Origin of the sequence: Microcoleus sp. S1D4, from assembly GCF_036700765.1 — a bacterium.
Classification (GTDB): Bacteria; Cyanobacteriota; Cyanobacteriia; order Cyanobacteriales; family Microcoleaceae; genus Microcoleus.
On sequence record NZ_JAUBPP010000011.1, the window covers coordinates 34107 to 56463 of the forward strand.

The 22357-nt window shown below is 46.4% G+C and carries 20 protein-coding genes; 10 read left to right on the forward strand and 10 right to left on the reverse strand.

Features of this window, described 5'->3' with window-relative positions:
- Positions 1–401 precede the first annotated feature (401 nt).
- Positions 402–1142, reverse strand: coding sequence for a DUF928 domain-containing protein (locus QT998_RS13490; protein ID WP_333114973.1), 741 nt, complete (start codon positions 1140–1142; stop codon positions 402–404).
- Between the two features lie 345 nt (positions 1143–1487).
- Here QT998_RS13490 and QT998_RS13495 point away from each other — a divergent pair, with 345 nt between their 5' ends.
- The 4 genes from QT998_RS13495 (at position 1488) to malQ (ending at position 7514) form a co-directional block, all read left to right on the forward strand.
- Positions 1488–3287, forward strand: a complete 1800-nt coding sequence (locus QT998_RS13495; RefSeq protein ID WP_333090722.1) for a CHASE2 domain-containing protein — start codon at positions 1488–1490, stop codon at positions 3285–3287.
- A 741-nt stretch (positions 3288–4028) separates the two neighbouring features.
- Positions 4029–4787, forward strand: a complete 759-nt coding sequence (locus tag QT998_RS13500) for a MinD/ParA family ATP-binding protein (protein ID WP_333090720.1) — start codon at positions 4029–4031, stop codon at positions 4785–4787.
- A 198-nt stretch (positions 4788–4985) separates the two neighbouring features.
- Complete coding sequence (locus QT998_RS13505) at positions 4986–5111, forward strand: photosystem II protein Y (protein ID WP_194070524.1); 126 nt, start codon at positions 4986–4988, stop codon at positions 5109–5111.
- Positions 5112–6005: 894 nt separating this feature from the next.
- Entirely contained in the window at positions 6006–7514 is a 1509-nt protein-coding gene (malQ, locus tag QT998_RS13510; protein ID WP_333090719.1) for a 4-alpha-glucanotransferase, read from the forward strand.
- Positions 7515–7864: 350 nt separating this feature from the next.
- Here the strand turns inward: malQ and QT998_RS13515 are convergent, their stop codons facing one another.
- Entirely contained in the window at positions 7865–8746 is an 882-nt protein-coding gene (locus QT998_RS13515; RefSeq protein WP_333090717.1) for a helix-turn-helix domain-containing protein, read from the reverse strand.
- Entirely contained in the window at positions 8743–9537 is a 795-nt protein-coding gene (locus tag QT998_RS13520) for a pseudouridine synthase (protein ID WP_333090750.1), read from the reverse strand. The genes QT998_RS13515 and QT998_RS13520 overlap by 4 nt, the downstream gene beginning before the upstream one ends.
- A 430-nt stretch (positions 9538–9967) precedes the next feature.
- On the opposite strand from QT998_RS13520, the gene QT998_RS13525 reads away from it, so the two are divergent.
- Positions 9968–10759 (forward strand): LmeA family phospholipid-binding protein, encoded by a 792-nt coding sequence (locus tag QT998_RS13525; RefSeq protein WP_333090716.1) that lies wholly within the window; start codon positions 9968–9970, stop codon positions 10757–10759.
- Between the two features lie 177 nt (positions 10760–10936).
- On the opposite strand, the gene QT998_RS13530 is transcribed toward QT998_RS13525, so the two are convergent.
- From QT998_RS13530 to QT998_RS13545, 4 genes are all read right to left on the reverse strand, one after another.
- Positions 10937–11854 (reverse strand): phosphatidate cytidylyltransferase, encoded by a 918-nt coding sequence (locus QT998_RS13530; protein ID WP_333090714.1) that lies wholly within the window; start codon positions 11852–11854, stop codon positions 10937–10939.
- A 501-nt stretch (positions 11855–12355) separates the two neighbouring features.
- The gene (gene cbiT, locus QT998_RS13535; RefSeq protein WP_194012222.1) at positions 12356–12949 is read right to left on the reverse strand and encodes a precorrin-6Y C5,15-methyltransferase subunit CbiT; all 594 of its coding nucleotides are present in this window, start codon (positions 12947–12949) and stop codon (positions 12356–12358) included.
- A 128-nt stretch (positions 12950–13077) separates the two neighbouring features.
- The gene (locus QT998_RS13540; RefSeq protein ID WP_333090712.1) at positions 13078–14664 is read right to left on the reverse strand and encodes an aminotransferase class I/II-fold pyridoxal phosphate-dependent enzyme; all 1587 of its coding nucleotides are present in this window, start codon (positions 14662–14664) and stop codon (positions 13078–13080) included.
- A 50-nt stretch (positions 14665–14714) separates the two neighbouring features.
- Positions 14715–15986, reverse strand: coding sequence for a glycosyltransferase (locus tag QT998_RS13545; RefSeq protein ID WP_333090711.1), 1272 nt, complete (start codon positions 15984–15986; stop codon positions 14715–14717).
- A gap of 301 nt (positions 15987–16287) precedes the next feature.
- Between QT998_RS13545 and QT998_RS13550 the strand changes: the two genes are divergently transcribed.
- Positions 16288–16548, forward strand: a complete 261-nt coding sequence (locus QT998_RS13550) for a gamma-aminobutyric acid A receptor, epsilon-like protein (RefSeq protein ID WP_333114971.1) — start codon at positions 16288–16290, stop codon at positions 16546–16548.
- Positions 16549–16685: 137 nt separating this feature from the next.
- Here the strand turns inward: QT998_RS13550 and QT998_RS13555 are convergent, their stop codons facing one another.
- Positions 16686–17045, reverse strand: coding sequence for a hypothetical protein (locus QT998_RS13555; RefSeq protein ID WP_333090708.1), 360 nt, complete (start codon positions 17043–17045; stop codon positions 16686–16688).
- A 121-nt stretch (positions 17046–17166) separates the two neighbouring features.
- Between QT998_RS13555 and ychF the strand changes: the two genes are divergently transcribed.
- Together ychF and QT998_RS13565 are read left to right on the forward strand one after the other, a co-directional pair.
- Positions 17167–18258, forward strand: coding sequence for a redox-regulated ATPase YchF (gene ychF / locus QT998_RS13560; RefSeq protein ID WP_333090706.1), 1092 nt, complete (start codon positions 17167–17169; stop codon positions 18256–18258).
- 20 nt (positions 18259–18278) lie between these two features.
- Entirely contained in the window at positions 18279–18644 is a 366-nt protein-coding gene (locus QT998_RS13565; RefSeq protein ID WP_442921969.1) for a phage holin family protein, read from the forward strand.
- A gap of 95 nt (positions 18645–18739) precedes the next feature.
- Here the strand turns inward: QT998_RS13565 and QT998_RS13570 are convergent, their stop codons facing one another.
- Positions 18740–19201 carry a DUF3531 family protein gene (locus QT998_RS13570; protein ID WP_194070847.1) on the reverse strand — a complete coding sequence of 154 codons (462 nt, stop codon included), beginning with the start codon at positions 19199–19201 and terminating at the stop codon, positions 18740–18742.
- A 15-nt stretch (positions 19202–19216) separates the two neighbouring features.
- On the reverse strand, positions 19217–20236 hold the full coding sequence (locus QT998_RS13575; protein ID WP_333090702.1) for a Sll0314/Alr1548 family TPR repeat-containing protein: 1020 nt from the start codon (positions 20234–20236) through the stop codon (positions 19217–19219).
- Between the two features lie 389 nt (positions 20237–20625).
- On the opposite strand from QT998_RS13575, the gene QT998_RS13580 reads away from it, so the two are divergent.
- Together QT998_RS13580 and rsmG are read left to right on the forward strand one after the other, a co-directional pair.
- The gene (locus QT998_RS13580; RefSeq protein WP_333090700.1) at positions 20626–21297 is read left to right on the forward strand and encodes an ABC transporter ATP-binding protein; all 672 of its coding nucleotides are present in this window, start codon (positions 20626–20628) and stop codon (positions 21295–21297) included.
- Positions 21298–21530: 233 nt separating this feature from the next.
- Positions 21531–22274: a 16S rRNA (guanine(527)-N(7))-methyltransferase RsmG gene (rsmG, locus tag QT998_RS13585; protein WP_333114968.1), complete on the forward strand. Its 744-nt coding sequence runs from the start codon at positions 21531–21533 to the stop codon at positions 22272–22274.
- The last annotated feature ends 83 nt before the right edge of the window (positions 22275–22357 follow it).

Consider the following 22357-nt stretch of genomic DNA (forward strand, 5'->3'; position numbering starts at 1 on the left):
GATTTTAGATTTTAGATTTTAGATTGGGTGATGGTGCAATCATTTGGCAGTCATTAGTTGCTCAAATTTGGCTTGTGAAAAAGTTGCGTAGCACAAGCTTTTGATGGAGTCTGTCAACCGCAGATTTAAGACAGATTAACGGAGATTTACGCAGATGTATTTCTACATAATTTGTGGGTGAGTGCTAGAGGTTTGGTAAGCTGTTGTGCATTTAAATTGTAGATTTCGACGATCAATCAAAAATCCTCTCCCAATCTCCCCCTCTCCCAATCTCCCCCTCTCCCCATCTCCCCATCTCCCCCTCGCGCCCGGTATTTTTGACTTGGGGCGCGATCGGGTAAAGAAAGTCATTTTTCACGTCGCCACCAGCAGACGGACAAAACTTTAAGAAATGGCGAGTTTTAAAGAGGCCCAACTAGCGGTTGAGTTGCCACTGATTCGAGTCCTTGGGATTGCAATAATTGCGTCCACTTGGCTGTCAGCTTCGTATCCCCTGGTGTCTGACGGCGCATTTGGGCTAGGGTAGCGAGAGTTTCGTACCAAATCCCATTTTTAGCGTAAACGTTGAGCTTAGTCATTTGGTCGGAATTTGCCAAATCGCTTTTAAGAGTTCCCTGGGGTTCTATGCGCTGTACGAATCCTTTAACAATTAAATCTGCCGATCGATCTTCGGGGTCGCATACCATTGAAAACGACCATACGTATCGCTTGCCAACTTCCAGGGATTTCTTGTTATCGCTGCTAGCAGGAACGCTAACTCCCACAATCCCGGATTTGTCAGTTTTAAATGTTTTTTCGTAGACTACTTTCTCTTCGTTGTCGGTCAGCAAAGTAAACTCTATTTTTGCTGAGGTTTTAGGAACGTAGACAAAAATTGTGGGAGACTCTGTGAGAGTTAAACCGATATTAGTTGGAGGCACTAAGGGAGTAATCGATAAACCCGCAGGACAAAGCTTGCTGCCGCGATGCGTCCCTCCTTGTCGGCTGCCGGGGGCTGTGACATCGGGGGGCTTGAAATTAACATTCTGACTCAGCACTATCGGCCGGGATTGTGCCCGCATTCCTGCGAGGGAACTGGGGACGGTAAGTGCGATCGCAGCGAAGCCGATCCCCAGTGTAGCTAGATGTTGAAAACGTTTCATTTTTTTGTACCTTTCACTATAATATTGCAAACACAGGCTTTCGCTGATGGCGACAAATATTTTTGAGCGGTTGATCTAGGGCGCAGATACACAATTTTAACCTTGACATATCATCCATAACATTAATTAATTCGATCGGCAAGTCGATTGTCCGTCCCCAAAATCCGGCTGTCGAGGTCGCGAGTATCATTGCATACACATTCTGTCGCCGCAAAATGTAAATTTTTGTTACAAAACGGTCGGAGTTTCCGGATTTTCTAAGATGGAGGAAGTATGCGCTGCCGGCGGCTGCCAGCGAAACAACTGCTGTGCGGTGAAACGATTCAAACTTGGATACTGAAATAAATGAATAAAATATCTCATAAAATTCGATCGGCAGCAACTCAATTGAGTCAACTGTATAAACCATCACTAGCATTTGCTAAATCTGTATTAATTGCCAGCGCGGCAGTCACAATATCCTTGATGGGTGTCAGACAGCTAGGAATACTCGAACCGCTAGAATTAAGCGCTTACGACCAAATGCTGAGGTGGCGTCCCGACGAAAAGCCGGACTCGCGCTTGCTAGTTGTGGGAATTACCGAAGCAGACATTCAGAAACTGAAACAGTGGCCGATATCCGATCGCAAAATAGCTGAAATCTTACAAAAACTGGAAAAAATGCAGCCTGCAGTCATCGGTTTAGATGTACTGCGAGACGTACCTTTAGGAGACGGGCGCGACGAACTAACTAAAATTTTACAAAAGAGCGACAAAATAATCGGGGTATGCTTAGTCACCGACGGGAATCCAGACAGTCCCGGTTCTCCGCCACCGCCGGGGATACCAGAAAACCGGGTGGGATTTGCAGATTTTGGAGTCGATCCCGGTGGCATACTGCGGAGGGCTTTATTATTTATGAAACCGCCAAAAATTGAGGGCAACTCCACGGTAGAAAAACATCTTTGCAATGACAATTCTCAAGTTTTAGCTTCCTTCAACCTCCAGCTAGCACTCAACTACTTGCAAAGACAAAAAATTTATCCTCAACTGGCACCCGATCAATCTTTATGGCTAGGAAAAACTCAAGTCAAAAAACTAGAAAGCAATGATGGAGGATACAGCAATGCTGATGTCAGGGGATATCAAATATTAATTAACTATCGTTCCCGGCAGAATCTCGCCAACCAAGTTAGAATTACGGATATTTTAGAAGGGAAAGTTGACCCTAATTTAGTTAAAGATAAAATAGTATTGATCGGCTACACCACAGAAACCGTTAAAGATTTCTTTTATACTCCTTACAGCGGGCGGCGGCAAGACAAGCAATTCATGCCCGGTATTGTGGCACACGCACAAGTAGTCAGCCAAATTTTGAGTGCTGTTTTAAACAACAAACCGATGTTTTGGTTTTGGCCGGAATGGGCAGAAATTCTGTGGCTTTCGGGATGGTCAATTGTGGGAGCAACAGTAGCATCGCGGATGGCTCACCCAGCGCAGTTGGTGGGGACATTTGGAGCACTGCTGTTGGTGTGTGGCGGTTGTGGCTTTGGGATTTTTCTGTTGGGAGGGTGGGTGCCGGTGGCAGCGCCAGTTTTAGGATTAATCCTAACTGGTGCTAGCATTGTATCGGCAGACAGATTTAATAAAGCCGGATACGGGAAAGTAATTAGCGATCGAGTAAAACAAGTATTCAAAATCGAAATTGACCAAGCCCAAAAAGAACAGCAGGTGGCAGAAATCACAGAATCTGATTTCTTTAAAGAATTGCAGCAAAAGAAAGAGAAACTGAGAGTTAGCAAAAAAGAAACCCCTCAACCAGCACCTTCCCAACTGCCAGAAATAACAGCAAGTGCTGCAGAGCTTCCCAAGGCCGAAAGTGAGCCAGACGAATATTTAGCTCAGTTGCAGAAAAAAGCCAAACAGCAGAAGCAGCGCGCTACTGTGGCTAAAACTGTGACTGCATCGGAAAGCGGCTCAAAAACCGATGTGAACAATACCGAAAACGGCGCTAGTTCAAGGGAAACCAAACCCGATGAAGAGTTCAACGATTTGCAAGCGAAGGCAAAACAGATGCGGCAACGCCGTGCGGCTGAAAAGAAGATCAAAGAGGAAAAGATTGAGAGTTTAACAGACAAAGAAGATTTTGTCCAAAAGGAAGATTGACAGACTATTCGACGGCATCTGAAGTTGCATCCAAATCATTGTTTTTTTCCGTTTATACCTCTCATTAATTCCTGAGTTTATAGAGTCTGATTGATGGTAAATTTACGAAGGATATCATGTCCTATGGATTCCCATAACAAAAACGGTTCGTAGTGGGGACTGAAGTCACCACTACGAACGAAATGATAATTAAATAACTGTCGCTCGTTACTTGTTACTGTCGAAGATCCCGATCGTGCTGCTGGGGCGAAGAAGAGCCTTTCTTTGCATCGCTGCTTTGGGAAACAGAGGAGTGTGGCAGATATTTAAGTTATTAAATTTTCGTTGCTTAGCAGCAACGTCGGTTCATATCATATTCGGTCGATTACCATAACAAAAACGGTTCGTAGTGGGTACTTCAGTCTGCTCTTAAGTTGCGGAGGCTGATTGACGCACTACGAACTATACGAACTAATTTTACTATGGTTAGTCGAGGGGACACGATATCACACGATTTGTATAGGATATAAATCATTAATCTGTTGGGAGGATCTCAGTTTGGCAGTTGAGCGTGCGAGCTTCCCCGCGCGCGAGTACAATAGGCGAGTGTGGACGATCGCAATATCACAAAAAAAATGCTTTTTGCCAAATTGAGATGCTCTGAATCTGTTTATATACAAGTATAAAATAATAAATAATTTCAAGGTCAATAAATGACTAGACTTAAATAGATAATTGTTCCATCTTTGTAATAGGCGTATCATGTCCAAAATCATCTCTGTTCACTCTTACCGGGGCGGCACTGGCAAATCGAACACGACTGCAAACCTGGCATCTATTATCGCTCGCGACGGAAATCGGGTCGGCATTGTAGACACAGACATTCAATCGCCGGGGATTCACGTACTGTTCGGTTTCAGCGAGAGCAACATGGATCGCTCCCTGAACGATTACCTGTGGGGCCGATGTCCGATCGCCGAAACGGCCTACAATGTGAGTGAGTTGATACCAAAATTAGCGAATAACGGCAACCTCTTCCTCGTTCCTTCGAGCATTAAAGCAGGGGAGATAGCGCGAGTTTTGCGCGAAGGCTACGACGTGGGACTGCTTACCGACGGCTTTCAAGAACTGATAGACGTTCTGAATTTAGACTACCTATTTATCGACACGCACCCTGGGCTCAACGAAGAAACCCTGCTCAGCATCACCATTTCCGACATTTTGCTGCTAATTCTGCGTCCGGATCAGCAAGATTTTCAGGGAACGGCTGTCACGGTAGATGTGGCCCGCAAATTAGAAGTTCCTAGGATTTTGATGACGATCAACAAAGCCCCAGAATCTCTGGATTTTGAGGATTTGAAGCAGCAAGTAGAGAGTATTTACAACATCCCAGTTGGCGGGGTGCTGCCCCACAGCGAGAAAATGATGCTGCTAGCGAGTAAGGGGGTGTTTGCACTCCAATTCCCTAATGACCCTCTAACTAAGGTGGTGGAAGGGATTGCCAAACAGATTGTAGGATAATGGGTGTGTCGGTGGTCGGCCCGGATGCAATAGTTTCGAGCTCCATGCTTGCGAAACGATGTCCCCGATTGCGCCGGCGAGTGCCGGGGAGAAACTTTCACTCGCGACAATATTTGCTTGAAGAGTAAGGAGAATGGCGACAAAATGAGATACAAATAGATTATGAGAATTTGTTAAAAAACTTTAGGAGGAGCACTCATGGAATTTGATTGGCGCATACTAATAGTATTGATGCCCGTCTTGTTGGCAGGCGGCTGGGCTGCTTACAACGTCGGCGCTATAGCTCTCAAACAAGCGCAGAAATTGTTGAACAAGCAAACTTAAACTCAGCATTTTCACTGGTAATTTCGCAGCCGACTGTTTCTTGAGATACAAAAACAGTCGGTCTCTTTGTGCCTTGGCTCAACAAGAGCGATGGCTGATGTGATTGGCGGAGGGCGATTGGCGAATGATATCGTGTCCGGTAGATTGACATATCTCAGATTGGATCGCGCGTGCGTCAGTCAGAGCCTGCATAAGAGCGGACTCGGGGACACACGCGCGAACTGTTTTTGTGATGGTAATCTACCGGACATGATATGACTTACTGGATTGCGATCGTGGTTTGGAGCAGGGGTTAACGGCAGTTGCTTCATGTTTGGGAATTTGTTTGATTTTTGACCTGAAGGGCAATTTACGACTCTAGAGAGAGTTTGTGCAAGTCAAACAACAGTTATATTCAGGACTTGTGCAGAAACCGGGTGCGATCGCACAAAAATACAGTCCCGGACGCACCCACACACCTAGAAGCCGGGTTTTTTTACTCCTTCTGTGGGTGAGTGCGAATGAGGCGCATAGAAAAAACCCTGTTTCGACGCACCCGTGCGTAAGTGCTCAAATAGTTAGTAGCAAGCGCTACCGGGTCAGAGAAACCAATTGTCTATATTAGACGAATCCCATAATTCTTGTGGATCGGGCGCATAGAGCCTGCTTTTTAGAGGTTGTTTGGAATTAATCTATTGGGGCGAGGGCGTAAGTGAAGAGCTTGATGTTTTTGGCTGTACTCAGCAGTTGTGATGAGATGGCCATACAAATATTTAGCAAGTACGTTCCGGCAAAAAATATGAGACAATCGCCAAAGTATTTGCGCTGAAAAGATCCCTAAAAACTGCGAAGTTTAACCAATAGGGAATATCTGTCAAATTGTCAACGTTTAACTCCTATATCTAAGGATAGATTATGCTTTTTCCCCGATCGAGCGGCATTTTACTCCACCCAACATCTTTTCCCAGCCGATTCGGCATTGGGGACATGGGCATAGAAGCATATAAGTTTATTGACTTTTTAGTGGAAAGCGACCAGCAATACTGGCAGATATTGCCGCTGGGCCCTACTGGTTACGGCAATTCTCCTTATTCGTGCTATTCAGCAATGGCAGGAAATCCGATGATGCTGAGCCCGGAAATTATGCGGGACGAGCAATTGCTCAGCGATGAAGATTTAGATAGTTTGCCGGAATTTGCGCTGGATACTGTAGAATTCGATCGGGCGATCGCGCACAAAATGCCTCTGCTCAAAAAAGCCTGCGAAAACTTCAAAGCGAAAGCATCGCCGGTGCAGCAAAAAGAATTCTCGGGTTTTTGCCAAACCAAAGCGTTTTGGCTGGAAGATTATGCCTTATTTATGGCACTAAAAGATAGCTTCAACGGAGCTAGCTGGCACACTTGGGAACCAGAAATTGCCCGACGCAAACCGGAGGCGCTAGACAAGTGGCGGCAGCAGCTAAATACTGAGATTTATTACTACAAATACGTCCAGTTCGAGTTTTTCCGCCAGTGGACAGAGTTGAAACGCTATGCGAACCTGCGCGAAATTAAAATTATTGGCGACATTCCGATTTATGTAGCTCACGATAGCGCGGATGTGTGGTCAAATCCCCACTTATTCTGTTTGGATGAAGCAAGCGGAGAACCAGCTTTAATGGCGGGTGTTCCGCCGGATTACTTCAGTGCCACAGGTCAATTGTGGGGCAATCCAGTCTACAATTGGGAGGCGCTGCAAGCAAATAATTTTGAGTGGTGGGTGCAGCGTTTTGAAGCGCTTTTCGATTATGTAGATGTGAGCCGGATCGACCACTTCCGAGGATTTGACGCTTACTGGGCGGTGAAGCGCGGGCAGCATACTGCGATGGAGGGAAAGTGGATTAAGGCGCCGGGAACGGCTTTGTTTGAAGTAATTAATGAAAAGTTTGGGAACTTGCCGATTATTGCTGAAGATTTGGGGGTAATTACTCCTGAAGTAGAGGCTTTGCGCGATCGGTTCGAGTTTCCGGGTATGAAGATTTTGCAGTTTGCTTTCGGCGCGGGCCCGGAAGATCCTTTTTGGCCTTTTAATTACGATCGCAACTGTGTAGTGTACACGGGCACCCACGACAACGACACGACTGTCGGCTGGTTCAATCAACTGCAACAGTACGAAAGAGATGAGGTTTTTCGTTATTTGGGCTGTATCGATCCCCAAGGAATTCACTGGTCTTTAATTCGCATGGGTTGGACTTCGGTTGCTAATTTGGCAGTTGTGCCGTTTCAAGATTTGTTGGGTTTGGCTACTGATGCGCGGATGAATTTTCCGGGGAAAGCAGACGGAAATTGGGGCTGGCGGTATCGGCGCGAAGCTTTGAATTGGGAGGTGCGCGATCGGCTAAAAAACATGACTTACATCACCGGGCGCACTCCTAATAAAAATTGAACAAAAATGGGTAATTGGTAATTGGTAATCTGCTCGTGTCCGGTCAATTATATCAATTCCGGTTGCACTCATACATGATGTTAACGATTAACTGTTAACGGTTAACTGTTAACAGTTAATCGTTAATTTACTATTCCGATGCTATCGGAAACGATATTACCCGTAACAAAAATGGTTAGTAGTGCGTCCTAGCTTCCGCTTTCATGTTACGGAAGCTAGGACGCACTACTAACCTAATTAAGAGCGAGTGCGGTTAATCGATCGCGGATGATAGGAGTCAATAAAGAAGGAGATGTCACTAAAACTTATCGACGGCTAGTTATTAACTATTTCCGATTGCCTTTTTCCGATTAACCTTGATTTTTGGAATCGGCTGAAGGCTTGAGTTCGTCTGCTTTAAAAATAAGTTGTTTGGCGACTCCGGGGTTTCCGATTAGTTCTGGTTGTCCGTTATTCACAGCAATCATTACCCCGCCGGCGTTACCAGCTACAATTACCAATTTGCGATCGGCTTCCCAGGTTTGTACAGTCCCGGTCGGCAAAATTCCCTCAAATTCTGTTTTGCCATCGACTTCAATCTGCATCCAGGAATCTGCCTTAAAAGTGAGGCTAACCATCACTGGTTTGTTGCTAGATTTATTGGGATTTTGACCGGTTCTTGCTGCTTCGACAGCCTCGTAACTATTGGGTTTCTGTTTTTTTGAGGCGCTCGATGCTGAGGCTGCTAAACGAGCTTGTTCTTGCTTCCCGAGGGCTAGTTCTTCGGCTGTGGCATCTTTTTTGCCTGTCGCAGAATTGCCCATCAAGTGAGATAAGCCGTTGACTGAACAGATAATTAGAAATGTGTAAAAGATGTAGAGGTGCATCGGGCGCAATTGAGGCCCATCTTGCCAGGATAGCTTGGTGCTCGATCGCGCTGGCGGTTCAATCGGGAAAAAGTCCGCAAACTGATTGGCATCCAAACCCATTGCTTCGGCGTAGCGCTTGATCAAACCTTGAGTGTAGACCGGTTCGGGGAGTTGGTCGAGTTGACCCTCCTCGATGGCTTGCAGGAGATTTCGGCGAATCATTGTTACCACGGCTACTTTGTCCAAAGAAATCGAATGCTGTTCGCGGCACTGCCGGAGTTGAGCTCCTATTTCCGCTAGCTTATTTTGAGGTGGTTCGGGTTCTTGGGGGTGCAGTTTTTGCTTAGTTGTTTTGAAGAATAAAAACAATAAATTCTTTGTCATATGCTGTGCTCCTCGAGATTTGCTGGCACGCTTATTGATGTTAGGTTGACTAGATTCCATAAAAAAATAATTTCTGCATCTTCTAGGGGGCGGTAGCAGCCCGGTGGCAATATTGGCGAACCAGGCTGCTGCAATAGAATCGGGCCAATGGCTGTGCGGTGCAGGCGTACCACGGGATATCCCAACTGCTCGGCAATACGCCGAATCTGTCGGTTTCTCCCTTCTGATAGAATGATTTCTAACAGAGTTTGGTCTCCGGCGCGATCGAGAATTCTCACTTTTGCGGGCAAAGTCTTTCTACCGGACAGAATGATGCCCTGACGCCACGCTTGCAGTATGGTTTCCGGGGGATCGCCCCGTACCCAAACCTGATAAGTTTTGGCGATCGAGTGACGCGGATGGGTCAAACAAAATGTCAGCTTACCATTATTGGTGAGCAAGAGAGCGCCTGTGGAATCTGCATCTAAGCGTCCTACGGGATGAATGCCTTGACCATAGCGCAATTTTGGTGGTAATAAGTCGAGAACTTTCGATCGGGCTCTGGGATCGCGGCAAGTAGAAACTACGCCTGCTGGTTTATTGAGCAACAGATAGACACAAGCGGGTCGATCCGTTGGTTTCACTGGCACTCCATCGACTTCAATCAAATCGCGATCGGGATTTGCTTTTTGTCCTAAGCGAGCAATATTGCCATTAACTCGGACTCGTCCAGCGACAATCATCTGTTCTGCCAGACGGCGAGAGGCAATGCCCCACTGGGCGAGAATTTTTTGCAGCCTTTCATCAGACATGACGGGAGTGTGGGAACCGCCAACACAGGAGCGTTGGGGGAGGAAATACAATAGGGTTAATGGATTTAACCTTACTACCAATGTTGAATTCCTAGTCGGAATAAATTTTTATGGTGGGCAATCCTTACAGGGCGTTGCGCCCGGTGTAGATTGTCCCGATAAGATAACCCTGAATCTTTTTTGGCAAAAACTACGAGGGAAAGACTCGTGGCAAGCTATCGCCCCGCCGTTAGTTTGCTGTTAATTTGAGAGGTGTGGGTCTGACTAGACGATAATCAACACTACCATAAATCCCGTACATCCGGTTAAATTTATACGCTCGATCGCCAAATTTGCCTTGGGATCGCACAAACTGGGTTTGTAAGGCTGGATGCGAGTCCCAGTTAAAGTTCTGTGCTTGAATATTAAGGCTTATATTTTTTAATGGTTTATGACTGTCGATCGCAACTCACTTCAATTTGACAATCAATCTGGCGCTGCTAGCTCTGATGGAACTGCTAATCTCGCCGAGGGACAAGGAACACCACCGCCTGGTAGAGGCAGCCGGATCGCGAGTTCGGTGCTGTCTCCGGCGGTGCAGTTGTGGCTGCGATCGCAAGTTCAGCAGGTTGACGAGTTGAAGGTGAAAATTGAGGGGAGCGATCGACAAATCTTCAGCGGTGCGATCCCCAAAGTAACGGCGGCCGCCAGCGGTGCTGTGTATAAAGGATTACATCTAACAGAAGTTGCTATAGAGGGCTGTGGCATTCGCACCAACCTCGGTCAAGCTCTCAAAGGCAAGCCGCTGCGCCTGCTCGAATCCGTTCCCGTCACGGGCGTTTTGAGGCTCGCTCAAGCGGATTTGAATGCGTCGCTGAAAGCACCTTTGCTGGCTGATGCTTTGAGCGAATTTTTGCTGCCAATGTTACCGCTGACAGATAGCGAAAAATCTCTGAAATTGCAAGATTCTCAGATAAAAATTGAGGCGGGGAAGTTGACGCTTTCGGCGACAATTTTGCGCGCTGGCGGTAGCAAAATTCCTTTGGTATTGCGGACTGGTTTGCGGATTGTCAGCGGTAGCGAATTGATGTTTGAAGCACCAGAAATAGAAATCGATGGAGAATTAAAGAGTAGTGATTTCAATGATTTTAAAATTGATTTCGGACAGGAAGTTGCAATTGATGAGTTGATTTTGAGTCCGGGGGAGATGGTTTGTCGGGGTGGAATTAGAGTTTTGCCTTAGTTAGTTAACTGTTGACTGTTGACTGTTAACTGTTGACTGTTGACTGTTAACTTTAACCTGATTCCTCGGCAGAGCCTGGAATACATACCCCAATGCCCAATGCCCAATGCCCAATGCCCAATCCCCAATCCCCAATCCCCAATCCCCAATGCCCAATGCCCAATTCCCAATTCCCAATTACCGATTAATTAAAAAAGAGTCGATCGCCGGTAACAGCAAAGTCACAAAATAGTAGACTAAGGGTGCGGTAAAAACATAACTGTCAGTGCGATCGAGAATGCCGCCGTGACCGGGGATCAATTGTCCCGAATCCTTAACCCCCGCGTCTCGCTTCATCATCGACTCAGTTAAATCTCCCAACAAACTAGCAACCCCAATCAACAAACCAAAAATAGCCCCAGTATAGGGCCACCCAGGCCATTGTAAATACCAAGACCCGGCGACGGCCACGGCGATGCTGCCGCAAACGCCAAATACAGCACCTTCAACGGTTTTTTTGGGGCTGATGTGGGAGAGGCTAGTGCGGCCGAAGAATTTGCCGACAAAATAAGCCCCAATGTCAGCGGCCCAGATGCAGAAGAAAGCCAGCATCAGCGAAGTCAATCCTAAAGATAGGTTGCTGTGACTTGTCCAAGACAGGGACGGGTGAATGTTAACGGGCGCATTGCTGGCTACTGTTTGCGAAAATTGGGTTGTAGCAATATTTGCCTGGTCGAAACCGACTCGCAGCCGTACCCAGTAGCTAGGTAAATAACCGCCGTAGAACAATCCTAAAATTGAGGTAGCAATATCGGCGATCGTGGATAATTTAGGTTGGAATAACAGGTAAAAACAGATTAAGGTTCCGGCGAGGGGAAACATCGCGTCTACGAGTTGGGGGGCCAGGGCGGCAGTAATGAGCAGGCCTTGACTGACAGCTAAGGTAGTTTTGGCTGCAGGTGCAATGCCTTTAGCCCGGGCTAACTGAAAATATTCCAATTGACCGAGGTAGACGATGACTCCAAAACCGAGGGTGAAGTACCATCCCCCCATAATAATCATTCCCAAAGCTAGGGCGATCGCAACTATTCCACTAAAAATACGGGACCAAGGCATAAAATGAATTTCTCATAGCAGATGGTAAATCGGTCGATCAATTTTGGATTTGAGATTTGAGATTTGAGATTTACAAGGGCAGATAAATCTGGGACATTGAACCTCAGTCCAAATTTGGGTGAGCGACGATTGTACGTGCCGCGGTATCCGTCTTTGGGCTGTGATTCGATGCAAAAATGCAAAAATGCTGCGATGCAAGAATTGTTAAGGTACGGCTTCCTCCCTTGCACGGGCAACCCCCATCCCCAATCAATCTTCCAAAATCTCAACTCAGGCGGTCAATCCAACTATGCTCGCCCTCATTCTTAGTATGAACGTTAAGCGAACTTAAAAAAGGTTAAGAATTACATTTAGGAATGGGAATGGGGCATCGGGAATGGGGCATCGGGAATGGGGCATCGGGAATGGGGCATCGGGAATGGGGCATTGGGCATTGGGTATGTATTCCAGGCTCTGCCGAGGAACCAGGTTAACAGTCAACAGTCAACAGTCAACTGACTTCTAATCCAGCTTTTCGCCACTGAGAATGAAAATGGGATTGACGGCGGCAAAGGTTTGACTCAGGCCGCGAGTTTCTAAACGGTTGACGGCGGATTGGACTACTTCGATGTTGCGGACTTGCAACTCGGCGAAGCTTTCGGAAAGGGCGTAAAGATTTTCTAAATTCGATGCTGTGGCGACAACTCGACCGCGGGGCTGCAAGTACCGCCAGACTTCCTTGAGAATCATTTTAATCGGGCGACCTCCTTCGATGCAGACTCGGTGGGGGGGTTGGGGCAGATTTTCGAGGCATTCCGGGGCACTGCCTTCTATGACTTCTACGTTGTCGAGCTCGAATCGATCGCAATTTCTGCGAATTAAGCTGGCTACTTCTTCGTCCCTTTCGACGGCGATAATCCGACCTTTGGGACAAAGCAAACCTGTTTCTACAGCAATTGTACCAGTACCTGCACCAATGTCCCACACTACTGAATCTGCTTGCAGTCGCAGGTAGGAGAGTAACAGCAGTCGGACTTCTCGCTTACTCATGGGAATTCCCGGTAAACGTTCAAATAAGTCATCGGGAATACCAGGAGTCACGTAGGGCCAAAGCATAGTTTGATTTTAAATAGAAGGCAGTTGTCAGTTGTCAGTTGTCAGTTGGTAGTTGTCAGTTGTCAGTTTGGCAGTTGGCAACCCCAAGGGAGGAAAGCACTATTTGCTACTTTCGATCTCCTTCATATTTACTGTCGCACAACCTTGAGAGTTTGGAGGTCGGGATCGCTACAACCTGTGATTTTTCCGCCGGCGGCAAGGATTTGTTGCAGGTAGTCAACGGCTTCTGGGGTAATGATTTCACCGGGCATCAAAACTGGTATTCCTGGGGGATAGGGACAGATGAGCTCGGCGCACAGGCGATCGACCGCTTTGTCTGCAGCTACAGTTTCCACTGCGGAAAAGAAGGCATCGCGGGGGGAGAGGGGAAGAGGGGGAGAATGAGGGAGTCGGAGAGGGGGAGAATGAGGGAGTGGGAGAGGGGGAGAATGAGGGAGTGGGAGAGGGGGAGAGGGGGAGAGGGGGGAATGGGAACAATCTTGCTTCTTGCTTGTTGCTTCTTGCTGAAATATCGAGCTATTAAATCCGTTAAATCCCGCACATCGATCGCTGTCGAACTTGCTTCTTTCTGCTAAAACTGTGAAAGCTTTAACTAGATTGTCGATATCTGATTCTGTATTCCCCAAACTGATAATAAATGTGAGATGTTGCGGCATGGGAAGTTCTGCTGTGACTGCGAGTTCCGAGTGCATGATTTCATCTGCAAAAAATCCTGTGATGCCTAAATCGGATACTTTTACTGTTAGCCTCGTTCTGTCTAATGCGGCACAACCGGGCGTGTTTGATGGTTCTAAAACTGATAAGCCGGGAATTTGATTGAGACGATCGCGCGCTGTGTCTGCTAATAGTAAGGTTTGAGCCATTAATTCTTTGCCGTGGAGGGCGATTTGTTGGCGGGCGGCGTCTAATGATGCTAACAATAAGTAGCTGGGACTGGTGGATTGTACTAGCTGCAATGCTCGATCGAGTTTTTGGATATTTATACGATCGCCCTTGAGGTGCAGCATCGATGCTTGTGTCATTGCACCGAGGGTTTTGTGGATTGATTGTACCGTTAAATCTGCCCCGGCTGATAGGGCCGGTTCTGGTAAGTTTGGGTGAAAGTTAAAGTGCGCGCCGTGGGCTTCGTCTGCTAATAACGGGATGTTGTATTGATGGGTAATTTGGGTGATCGCCCGCAAATCCCCGCAAACGCCGTGATAGGTTGGGTAGACGACCATTACTGCTTTCGCGTCGGGATGTTGTTCTAGGGCTGCTGCTGTGGCTTCTGGGGTGATGCTGTTGGCAATATCCCAATCCGGGTTGTATTCTGGATTGACAAAAATCGGAATTGCGCCGGATAAAATCAAACCTGAAATCGCGGATGAGTGGATATTTCGAGGTAGGATAATTTTATCGCCGGGGCCGCAAGTTGCTAAGATGGCGGCGATAATTCCGCAAGTCGAACCGTTAGCCAAAAACCGAGTTGATTGGGCTCCAAATGCTTGGGCGGCTAATTCTTGAGCTTCGGCAATTGCACCTTCTGGGTTAAAGAGATTGTCTAACTCCGGCAATTCGGGCAAATCCGATCGAAATACTGTTGCACCGAATAAGTCAATTAATGGCCCTGAGATTCCTTGTCCGCGTTTATGTCCGGGGGCGTAGAATGGGGTGTGCGGATGATTTGTGCGATCGCGCAAAGCATCTAATAGAGGTGTTTTGGTTTGAGAGTTCATCCGTGATTGGCTAAATTTGCCTTTTCAGGAAGAGGGATATCAACCCTCCACTAAGCTAAGACTGGCTTACCTGTCAATATAACCTGTTCAATAATATCAGCCGCTTTTTTGACTCCGCCCGATCCCACAATTGCCTCTTGCATCTCGATCGCCCTTTTTTTATACGACTCTTGGGTTAGGACTTTCTCAATTGCCGATCGCAATTTAGTCACGCTCAATTCCTTCAAAGCAACCACTTCACCAACACCCGTATAAGCAATGCGCCCTGCCACTCCAGGCTGGTCATTTGCCACAGGAATTGCCACCATAGGCACTCCATTGCTCAAAGATTCCAGACTCGTATTCATCCCAGCGTGAGTAATCGTGAGCGTTGCTTTTTGTAGCAGTTCTAATTGCGGTGCATAGCCAACAACTATCGGATTTCCCGGTAAATTTGGCAAGGATTCGGGAGTCGCACCTCCGCCCAGATCGATGACCAATTGAGCATCTAACCCTTCACAAGCAAAGGCGATGATTTGAAAAACTTCCAGCAAGCGATTTTGAATAGTTCCCATTGAAGCATAAATCAATGGTTTTCCAGTTAATTGTTCAAAACTAAAAGGTACTGGTTGGCGCGTCGCAGGGTTGTGATAAGGGCCAGTGAAATGGAAATGTGGGGGTAAATTTTGTCTGGGAAAATCGAATTCAGCAGGTTGCTGACTAAGTTGAGCGAGTTTAGAATAATAATCATTCGGATTAGAGTACAGAGGTAATTTCCACTCTTCGCGAAATTCGGCGATCGTCTCTCGAATCGGCTTGGTAAGCAAATTTAGTAACTGATAGCCGATTTGGTTGCGTAAGCGCCCTTTCCAAGTTGGACTATATTCCCAAGTAGTGCAAATCGGAGGAATGTTGGGTTCACGATTCAGCATCAACCCATTGCATACAGTTACAAAAGGAAGGTTGAGAATTTCTGCAACCGTTCCTCCTTCCAGTAAATATTGGTCTACAAGCAAAGCTTCTACACCGGCTTTTTTAATAGCGGTGGTCGCCTTTGTGAGAACAAGAGCCGAAGTTTTAGGAAGTGCTTTAAGATTATATCGCAAGGCAGCGAGTCCGCTGAGTTTTCCCATTTCGGTCAAGTTTTGTGCGATCGCTCCGAGGGGACATTCCTCTTCAGCAAATGACTGGAATTCTAATCCGCTGGCTACAGTTCGGACTTGAGCATCGAGGAAGCCAAATACCGTGACTTGATGTCCTCGACTAAGCAGTTCGCAGCCTAAAGCTATCATGGCGTTGAGGTGGCCGGTGGATGCCGGACAAATAATACCGAAGTGTGTCATTAGTAAATACTCCTTTGAGGTTAAAGTTTTTTTGGTAGTAGTGGGATAAGTGGTTTGTGTTGGGCGTTGGGGGCGATCGTACCTCTTCGTTAAAGCTTAGTGTTGTGAGGGAGGAAGTTTTCTAGCTTGTTGATGGGTTTAAGAAGTAACTAAAAGCTAGTAATTTTTGAGGAGTATGGTTGCTGTAGTCTACTCCAAAAAGCTGATTTAAAATGGTGCAAAATATAAATTTTAATAACTTTTCACTATTTAGATAGATGCGGTATTTTGATCTTTTTATCTACCTTAATTATGTTGAGTTATGAAAATTGCCGTGATTTCTCCCAACCCCACTCCGTTTCCAGGCCCGCAGATTCCCAGTACCGAACCGGGGCTGCCGGAAATTCCTTCGTCGCCACCGGTGCCGGGCCCCGTACCCGAACCGATTCCTGGCCCAGTACCGGAGCCGGTACCAGCCCCAATTCCGCAGCCAATTCCCGAACCAGTGCCGGAAACTGTACCCTCGCCGATTCCTCAAACAGTTCCGGGGCCTATTCCTCAGACAATCCCTGAACCAATCTAAATTATGTTTTAGTGCTTCGGGAAGTTTAAGATTGTTTGTGAGGTCAATCGCAAAAACCGACTTTTTCCAAAGTCCCCAATCTTTTTGATGAATATCAGACTTGAAAAAACTCGGTTTTTGCCTAAATTATCGATTAACTACTTACTGAAGTTGATCGAACTCTCTTTACAAAAGTTAATACCACGCAAATCAGTGTATGTGCCGTCAGAGTATTGGGCCCTGACATCAAAAACACAGCCCCCCGATATATCACCCTCGTACTCAGCTGAATCAAATTCAAAAGGGACAGTGCCCCGATCGGCAAGCGGACCGTCTAACAGGTTTTCTCCCCAATCATCGTCGGAACTACCCGACTGGAGGACTGTCATCGTCTTGCCGCTGTTGTTAATCACCGAAATTTTGACCATCTCAGCGAAAACGCTAGCTGCTGTGATCCCTAACAGAGGCAGCGACAGCCCCACAGCGATCGTTACTTTGCTTAACCACTTGTTAACCATGGAGCCATCTACCTCAAGTTGTATATTTATTCAAGCTTAGCTGTAAAAGTTAGAAGGGACAAGTCAGATATATTGCTATTGCTTATGATATTTTGATACAGTGATATGTTTCTAAATAGCTATGCTTACTGCCGGAATTGTCGGACTGCCTAATGTTGGCAAATCTACTTTGTTTAATGCTCTGGTTGCTAATGCTAAGGCGACTGCTGCTAATTTTCCTTTCTGTACGATCGAGCCAAATACGGGTATCGTGGCAGTACCAGACGAACGGTTGAAGGTGCTGAGCAATATTTCCAAATCCGTGCAAACTGTGCCGACGCGGATGGAGTTTGTGGATATTGCGGGTTTGGTGAAGGGGGCGAGTCAGGGGGAAGGACTGGGAAATCAGTTTTTGTCTCACATTCGGGCCGTGGATGCGATCGTCCACGTTGTCCGCTGTTTTGACAATGATGATATCATTCACGTTGCCGGTTCTGTCGAACCCCAGCGAGATATTGACATTATCAATCTGGAACTAATTTTAGCAGATTTGGCTCAAATTGAACGCCGGCTCGATCGCACTCGCAAACAAGCCCGCAACAACAAGGAAGCTCAAGCAGAAGTGGACGTGCTTGAAAAGTTGGTTGTGGTTTTGAATGCAGAAAAACCAGTGCGCCAGTGCAGTTTAACTGACGAAGAAGCTGAATTAGTTAAAGGCTTAGAATTGTTAACAAACAAGCCGATTATCTATGCGGCTAACGTGTCTGAAGACGATTTGGGAACTGGAAATAGCTATGTCGAACAAGTTCGGGAAATAGCAGCTAAAGAAAATGCTAAGGTTGTCATAGTTTCGGCGCAAGTTGAGTCAGAATTGGTAGAGTTGCCAGAAGAAGAACGGGTAGATTTTCTCGAATCTCTCGGCGTGACTGAAGGTGGCTTAAAATCTTTGATTCGAGCTACTTACGAATTATTGGGTTTGCGGACTTATTTCACTAGCGGGCCCAAGGAAACTCGCGCTTGGACGATTATAGCGGGAATGTTAGCACCGCAAGCTGCAGGAGTGATTCACTCGGACTTTGAGCGGGGTTTCATCCGGGCCGAAACTGTAGCGTATGAAGATTTGGTTGCTACGGGCGCGATGAATGCAGCTAAGGAAAAAGGCTTAGTTCGCAGTGAAGGAAAAGAATATGTTGTACAAGAGGGGGATGTGCTGTTGTTCCGATTTAATGTTTAGTTGTTTCAGGAGATAAGCAAATGCACATAGATATCGTTTCGCTAATAATTGCTTGGCTGGTAACTTCGGTGAGCTTTTTTATTCTTTCCAAGTTGCCCATCGGGGTGGACATTGACACTTTTGGAAAAGCGATGGTTTCGGCTGCAGTTTTTGGATTGCTGAATGCTTTAGTGCGGCCGATTTTTATGTTGTTTACTTTTCCAGCTTTGTTGCTAACTTTTGGTTTGTTTATGATTGTTATCAACGCTGCTATCTTTGGATTGGCGGCTTGGCTAGTCGAAGGGTTTCGCTTGCGGTGGGGAATTTGGAGTGCTTTGTTGGGCGCTGTAGCCCTCGGTTTTATTAACTCTTTGCTCTACAGCATTTTGCCTACTAATATTCGGTAGAGAAAAGTAACGCGAAAGGGGCGGGTTGATCTGTGTTGTTAGCTATAGCAAATATCCCCGGCCAAACCCGCCCCTAATGACCAATGACTAATGACCTATGATGAGTAATTGTCAGGGACAAAAGCCTCTCGACTGCGACTATTTTCCACAGGCCAGTCTGGATGTTCTCCACCGATAATCAATTCTTCAACCGTCACGAATTCTTTGCTTAGTTGCTGGAAAACATTAATTAAAATATCGATGCCGATAGCGTCGCTAGTCCCTAAATCAAACCAACAGCGAGCCCAAGAACCTTGATACTCCATTTCTCCCATATTGTGCATCAAAGCCATCATGCTTTGGTCGGCTAGATTAACATCGTAATCCATGTCACTAATATCTAAGCCTTCATCTTGAACTTGCAAATTTTCGGCATTAAATCCCCCTAGTTTTCCCAAGAAAAACCAAGAGTCAAATACTTCTTCAACATACTGTTTTTCACCGTTTGAAGGCACGTTGCTAAACTTCAGCCAAATCCAGAGGTCAAAGGGGTTAAACTCGCGAAACTGTACTTTCATGGTTTTTTGGTATTTTTATAGTGGTGGTAAAGCCGTGGGCCCCCAGATGCCACCTGCATCTCTAATTTTATCGCGCATTGGGTCGCAGTTGCGAGATTTGCTGTCGAGACGGTTGCGGGTTTTACACTGCTGAAAGAAGATTTCGGCTACTAGGCTGCGCGGTAGTTGGTCTGGTTTGACTAAGGCTGCGTCGAAGTTTTGACGGGCTTCTTCTAGTAGGGTTTTGTTGCTTTCTTTTCCCCTGGCTTCGGAAAACAAGATTTGTGCTTTGAGATAAAGAATTTCTGGATTGTTTGGCGTTTCTGCTAGGGATTTGTTAGCAAATTCTAGGGCGCGATCGTATTTTTTTAAGTCTCGATAGCCTACTGCCATGCCGCGATAAGCTAAGTAGCGGGGAGAAGCTTTGTCTTCCAGTCGTTTAATGGCTTCGCTGGGGTTGGAAAATGGCAGGTTTGTGGCTAGCATTAAGTCCATGTAGCCTTTAAGCAGGTTGAGTTCTGGGTCGTTGGGAGCTATTTTTTCGGCTGCATCTAGGTATTGAAATACTACTCGCAGTTTGTTGAGTGCTTGGGGCGCGCCTTTGGCTGTTCCTTCTTTTGCTATGGCATTTGCTCCTTCTAGAAAGTGACCGACTGCTGTGTATAGGTTGCCGCGTAATGGGTTGGTTTTTGTCAAGTTTTCGCCAACTTCGCGGGTTTTTTGCGCGTAGGAATTCATCGAGTTGAAGTCTTGCTCGATGTATGATAGGGAGGCTGCCATTGCATAGGCTAGCGGTTCGTTTGGTTCGGCTAATAGTGCTTGTTGAACTTGGACTTTTGCTTGTTTGTAGTTTCCTTGTTCAAACATTGTTTTGAAGGCTGCTTCGGTGTTGGGCCCGATCGCCTGTGGGTTGCTGCTGCGAAAAGGATCGCCCGCTACTGCGGAGTTAATGCAGATGCTCAGGACGATCGCACTTGCTCCAAGGGCGATCGCCCGCACTGTCTGTTTAGAATTTAACATTTGTTTCCCAAGCGATGCTAAAGGGTTTTTTGTCATTGTCAATTCTCACTGGTGTAATATAGTGTAAACTAGAAACCTATGAGTTACGTTCTCAGACCTAGAGAGCCGCGAGCAAAAAAAGAATTGAATTTGCTTGATTTTTTCCGGCTGTTGCGGTATATTTTAATAATGGGAGTGTCACTAATTATATCTAAAAAGACAGATTTCCATTATTAGAATATACCATGAAATAAGTTAAAAATCAAACGCCCAAGCTCAAAAAAAACGGGAATTTTTTGTAAAGATTTATGTAAATTTTATGTAAAATTATTTTGGGCGATCGGCACGATTTAAAAACAGCCTTAACTATTAATAGCACAACCAGAAGCTGAGGGATACAAGATTCCCAATTCCTAATTCCCAATTCCCAATTACCAATTGCGTTAATGCTTTATCTAAAAAACTTAGTTTATCATCCTACAGCCTGTCCGAAGGCTATTCTGAAAAATGTTAACTTAGAACTGCCATCGCAACAAATGGGGCTGATTGTAGGCCGCAGTGGCTCCGGCAAAAGTACCCTCTTAGAAATATTAGCAGGTTTAGCAGAAAAAACTAGCGGCGACATCCGCTGGCGCGAACAAGAATTAACACCGGAACACTTGCAACAGTTAGGAGGTTTAGTGTTCCAGTTTCCCGAAAGGCATTTTTGCGGAGGCACAATTTTAGAAGAATTGCGACTGGGACATCCTGAATTGGGACAAGAACAAATTAACTCAGCAATGGCAGAAGTGGGACTCGGACATTTGCCGTTGCGTAGTTCTCCCCACGCTTTGAGCGGTGGACAACAGCGGCGGGTAGCCCTGGCGGTGCAGCTAATTCGGCAGCCGCATTTGCTGCTTTTGGACGAACCGACGGCGGGTTTGGATTGGTCGATGCGCCGGCAGTTGGTAAGCTTGTTGGGTAAGTTGAAAAGTCACTGGACTTTGTTGATTGTCACTCACGATGCCAGCGATTTGTTGAGCGTTGCTGATAAATTTTGGACTTTAGACCACGGGGATTTGCAGGAGGTCGATCGGGCTAAGTTAGAAGCTAAGGAAACGAGTTTTGTTAGTCAGTAGTCAGTTGGCAGTTGGCAGTTGGCAGTAGTCAGTAGTCAGTAGTCATACCAAATCCGGGTTGGGTATCCTCTTTATCAACCAGTCGGCGCAGGCCGACATCGTTTATGTAGACGCGGTTTCAACCGCCGAATCATCAAAGAGATATGTTACCCGAATCTAGTATCTGTGAAGCATTTTTAGGTATTTTGGAGCGGAGAGAATTTGCAGAGTTTACGAAATAGTAGGAATAGAAGATGAATCAGATGACAGTGCCTGTGTTGCCCGAAATGAATGAGTTGTGGCAACAAACGCTGAATTGGCAGCCGGATGAGTCGCAGCAGCAACAATTTCAGCGGCTTTACGAGTTGATTGTTGAGGGAAATCGTTCCTTGAATTTAACTCGAATTACTGAACCTGTTGAGTTTTGGGAAAAACATTTGTGGGATTCTCTGCGGGGAATTGCGAGACTGCTGCCAGCTAATCAAAATTTGGCGGAAAATAACGATTCTCCCGCCGATCGCCCGTTGAAAGCGATTGATATCGGGACTGGTGGCGGTTTTCCAGGGTTGCCGATTGCGATCGCCCTGCCGGATTTATCTGTCACCTTGCTCGATTCTACTCGTAAGAAAATTACTTTCTTGGATACTGTTTTGCCGTCTTTAGGGATCGCAAATGCTGTGACTTTGCTGGGCAGATCCGATGAAATTGCCCGACAGTTGCCGCACAAACAAGCTTACGATTTAGCTCTTCTGAGGGCTGTTGGAGCCGCTTCTGCTTGTGCTAAATACGCGCTACCTTTCCTGAAAAATGGCGGTTTGGCTGTGCTTTACCGGGGGAATTGGACGGCGGAGGAAGAGACGGATTTGCAAAGTGCGATCGAGCGTTTGGGCGGCACACTTGAGTCAGTCGAATCATTTACAACGCCGACAAGTCAGGGCGCGCGCCACTGCATTTACTTGCGGAAAACTGTACAGCAGTTCGATCGCCCGATTCGTTAGCTAGAGAACCGCTATTTGGCGGGATTAATATCAAGGGATGTTTGTATTTTAGAGATAACAAATAGTGTAGCTCGATCGCAGCT

Excerpts from the sequence above, each read along its gene's own strand:
- QT998_RS13525 (WP_333090716.1), top strand. The coding sequence starts at position 9,968 with ATGACTGTCGATCGCAACTCACTTCAATTTGACAATCAATCTGGCGCT.
- malQ (WP_333090719.1), top strand. The coding sequence starts at position 6,006 with ATGCTTTTTCCCCGATCGAGCGGCATTTTACTCCACCCAACATCTTTT.
- QT998_RS13500 (WP_333090720.1), top strand. The coding sequence starts at position 4,029 with ATGTCCAAAATCATCTCTGTTCACTCTTACCGGGGCGGCACTGGCAAA.
- QT998_RS13570 (WP_194070847.1), bottom strand. The coding sequence starts at position 19,201 with ATGAAAGTACAGTTTCGCGAGTTTAACCCCTTTGACCTCTGGATTTGG.
- rsmG (WP_333114968.1), top strand. The coding sequence starts at position 21,531 with ATGAATCAGATGACAGTGCCTGTGTTGCCCGAAATGAATGAGTTGTGG.
- ychF (WP_333090706.1), top strand. The coding sequence starts at position 17,167 with ATGCTTACTGCCGGAATTGTCGGACTGCCTAATGTTGGCAAATCTACT.
- QT998_RS13520 (WP_333090750.1), bottom strand. The coding sequence starts at position 9,537 with ATGTCTGATGAAAGGCTGCAAAAAATTCTCGCCCAGTGGGGCATTGCC.
- QT998_RS13515 (WP_333090717.1), bottom strand. The coding sequence starts at position 8,746 with ATGACAAAGAATTTATTGTTTTTATTCTTCAAAACAACTAAGCAAAAA.
- QT998_RS13540 (WP_333090712.1), bottom strand. The coding sequence starts at position 14,664 with ATGAACTCTCAAACCAAAACACCTCTATTAGATGCTTTGCGCGATCGC.
- QT998_RS13580 (WP_333090700.1), top strand. The coding sequence starts at position 20,626 with ATGCTTTATCTAAAAAACTTAGTTTATCATCCTACAGCCTGTCCGAAG.
- QT998_RS13550 (WP_333114971.1), top strand. The coding sequence starts at position 16,288 with ATGAAAATTGCCGTGATTTCTCCCAACCCCACTCCGTTTCCAGGCCCG.
- QT998_RS13495 (WP_333090722.1), top strand. The coding sequence starts at position 1,488 with ATGAATAAAATATCTCATAAAATTCGATCGGCAGCAACTCAATTGAGT.
- QT998_RS13575 (WP_333090702.1), bottom strand. The coding sequence starts at position 20,236 with ATGACAAAAAACCCTTTAGCATCGCTTGGGAAACAAATGTTAAATTCT.
- QT998_RS13565 (WP_442921969.1), top strand. The coding sequence starts at position 18,279 with ATGCACATAGATATCGTTTCGCTAATAATTGCTTGGCTGGTAACTTCG.
- cbiT (WP_194012222.1), bottom strand. The coding sequence starts at position 12,949 with ATGCTTTGGCCCTACGTGACTCCTGGTATTCCCGATGACTTATTTGAA.
- QT998_RS13555 (WP_333090708.1), bottom strand. The coding sequence starts at position 17,045 with ATGGTTAACAAGTGGTTAAGCAAAGTAACGATCGCTGTGGGGCTGTCG.
- QT998_RS13545 (WP_333090711.1), bottom strand. The coding sequence starts at position 15,986 with ATGACACACTTCGGTATTATTTGTCCGGCATCCACCGGCCACCTCAAC.
- QT998_RS13490 (WP_333114973.1), bottom strand. The coding sequence starts at position 1,142 with ATGAAACGTTTTCAACATCTAGCTACACTGGGGATCGGCTTCGCTGCG.
- QT998_RS13505 (WP_194070524.1), top strand. The coding sequence starts at position 4,986 with ATGGAATTTGATTGGCGCATACTAATAGTATTGATGCCCGTCTTGTTG.
- QT998_RS13530 (WP_333090714.1), bottom strand. The coding sequence starts at position 11,854 with ATGCCTTGGTCCCGTATTTTTAGTGGAATAGTTGCGATCGCCCTAGCT.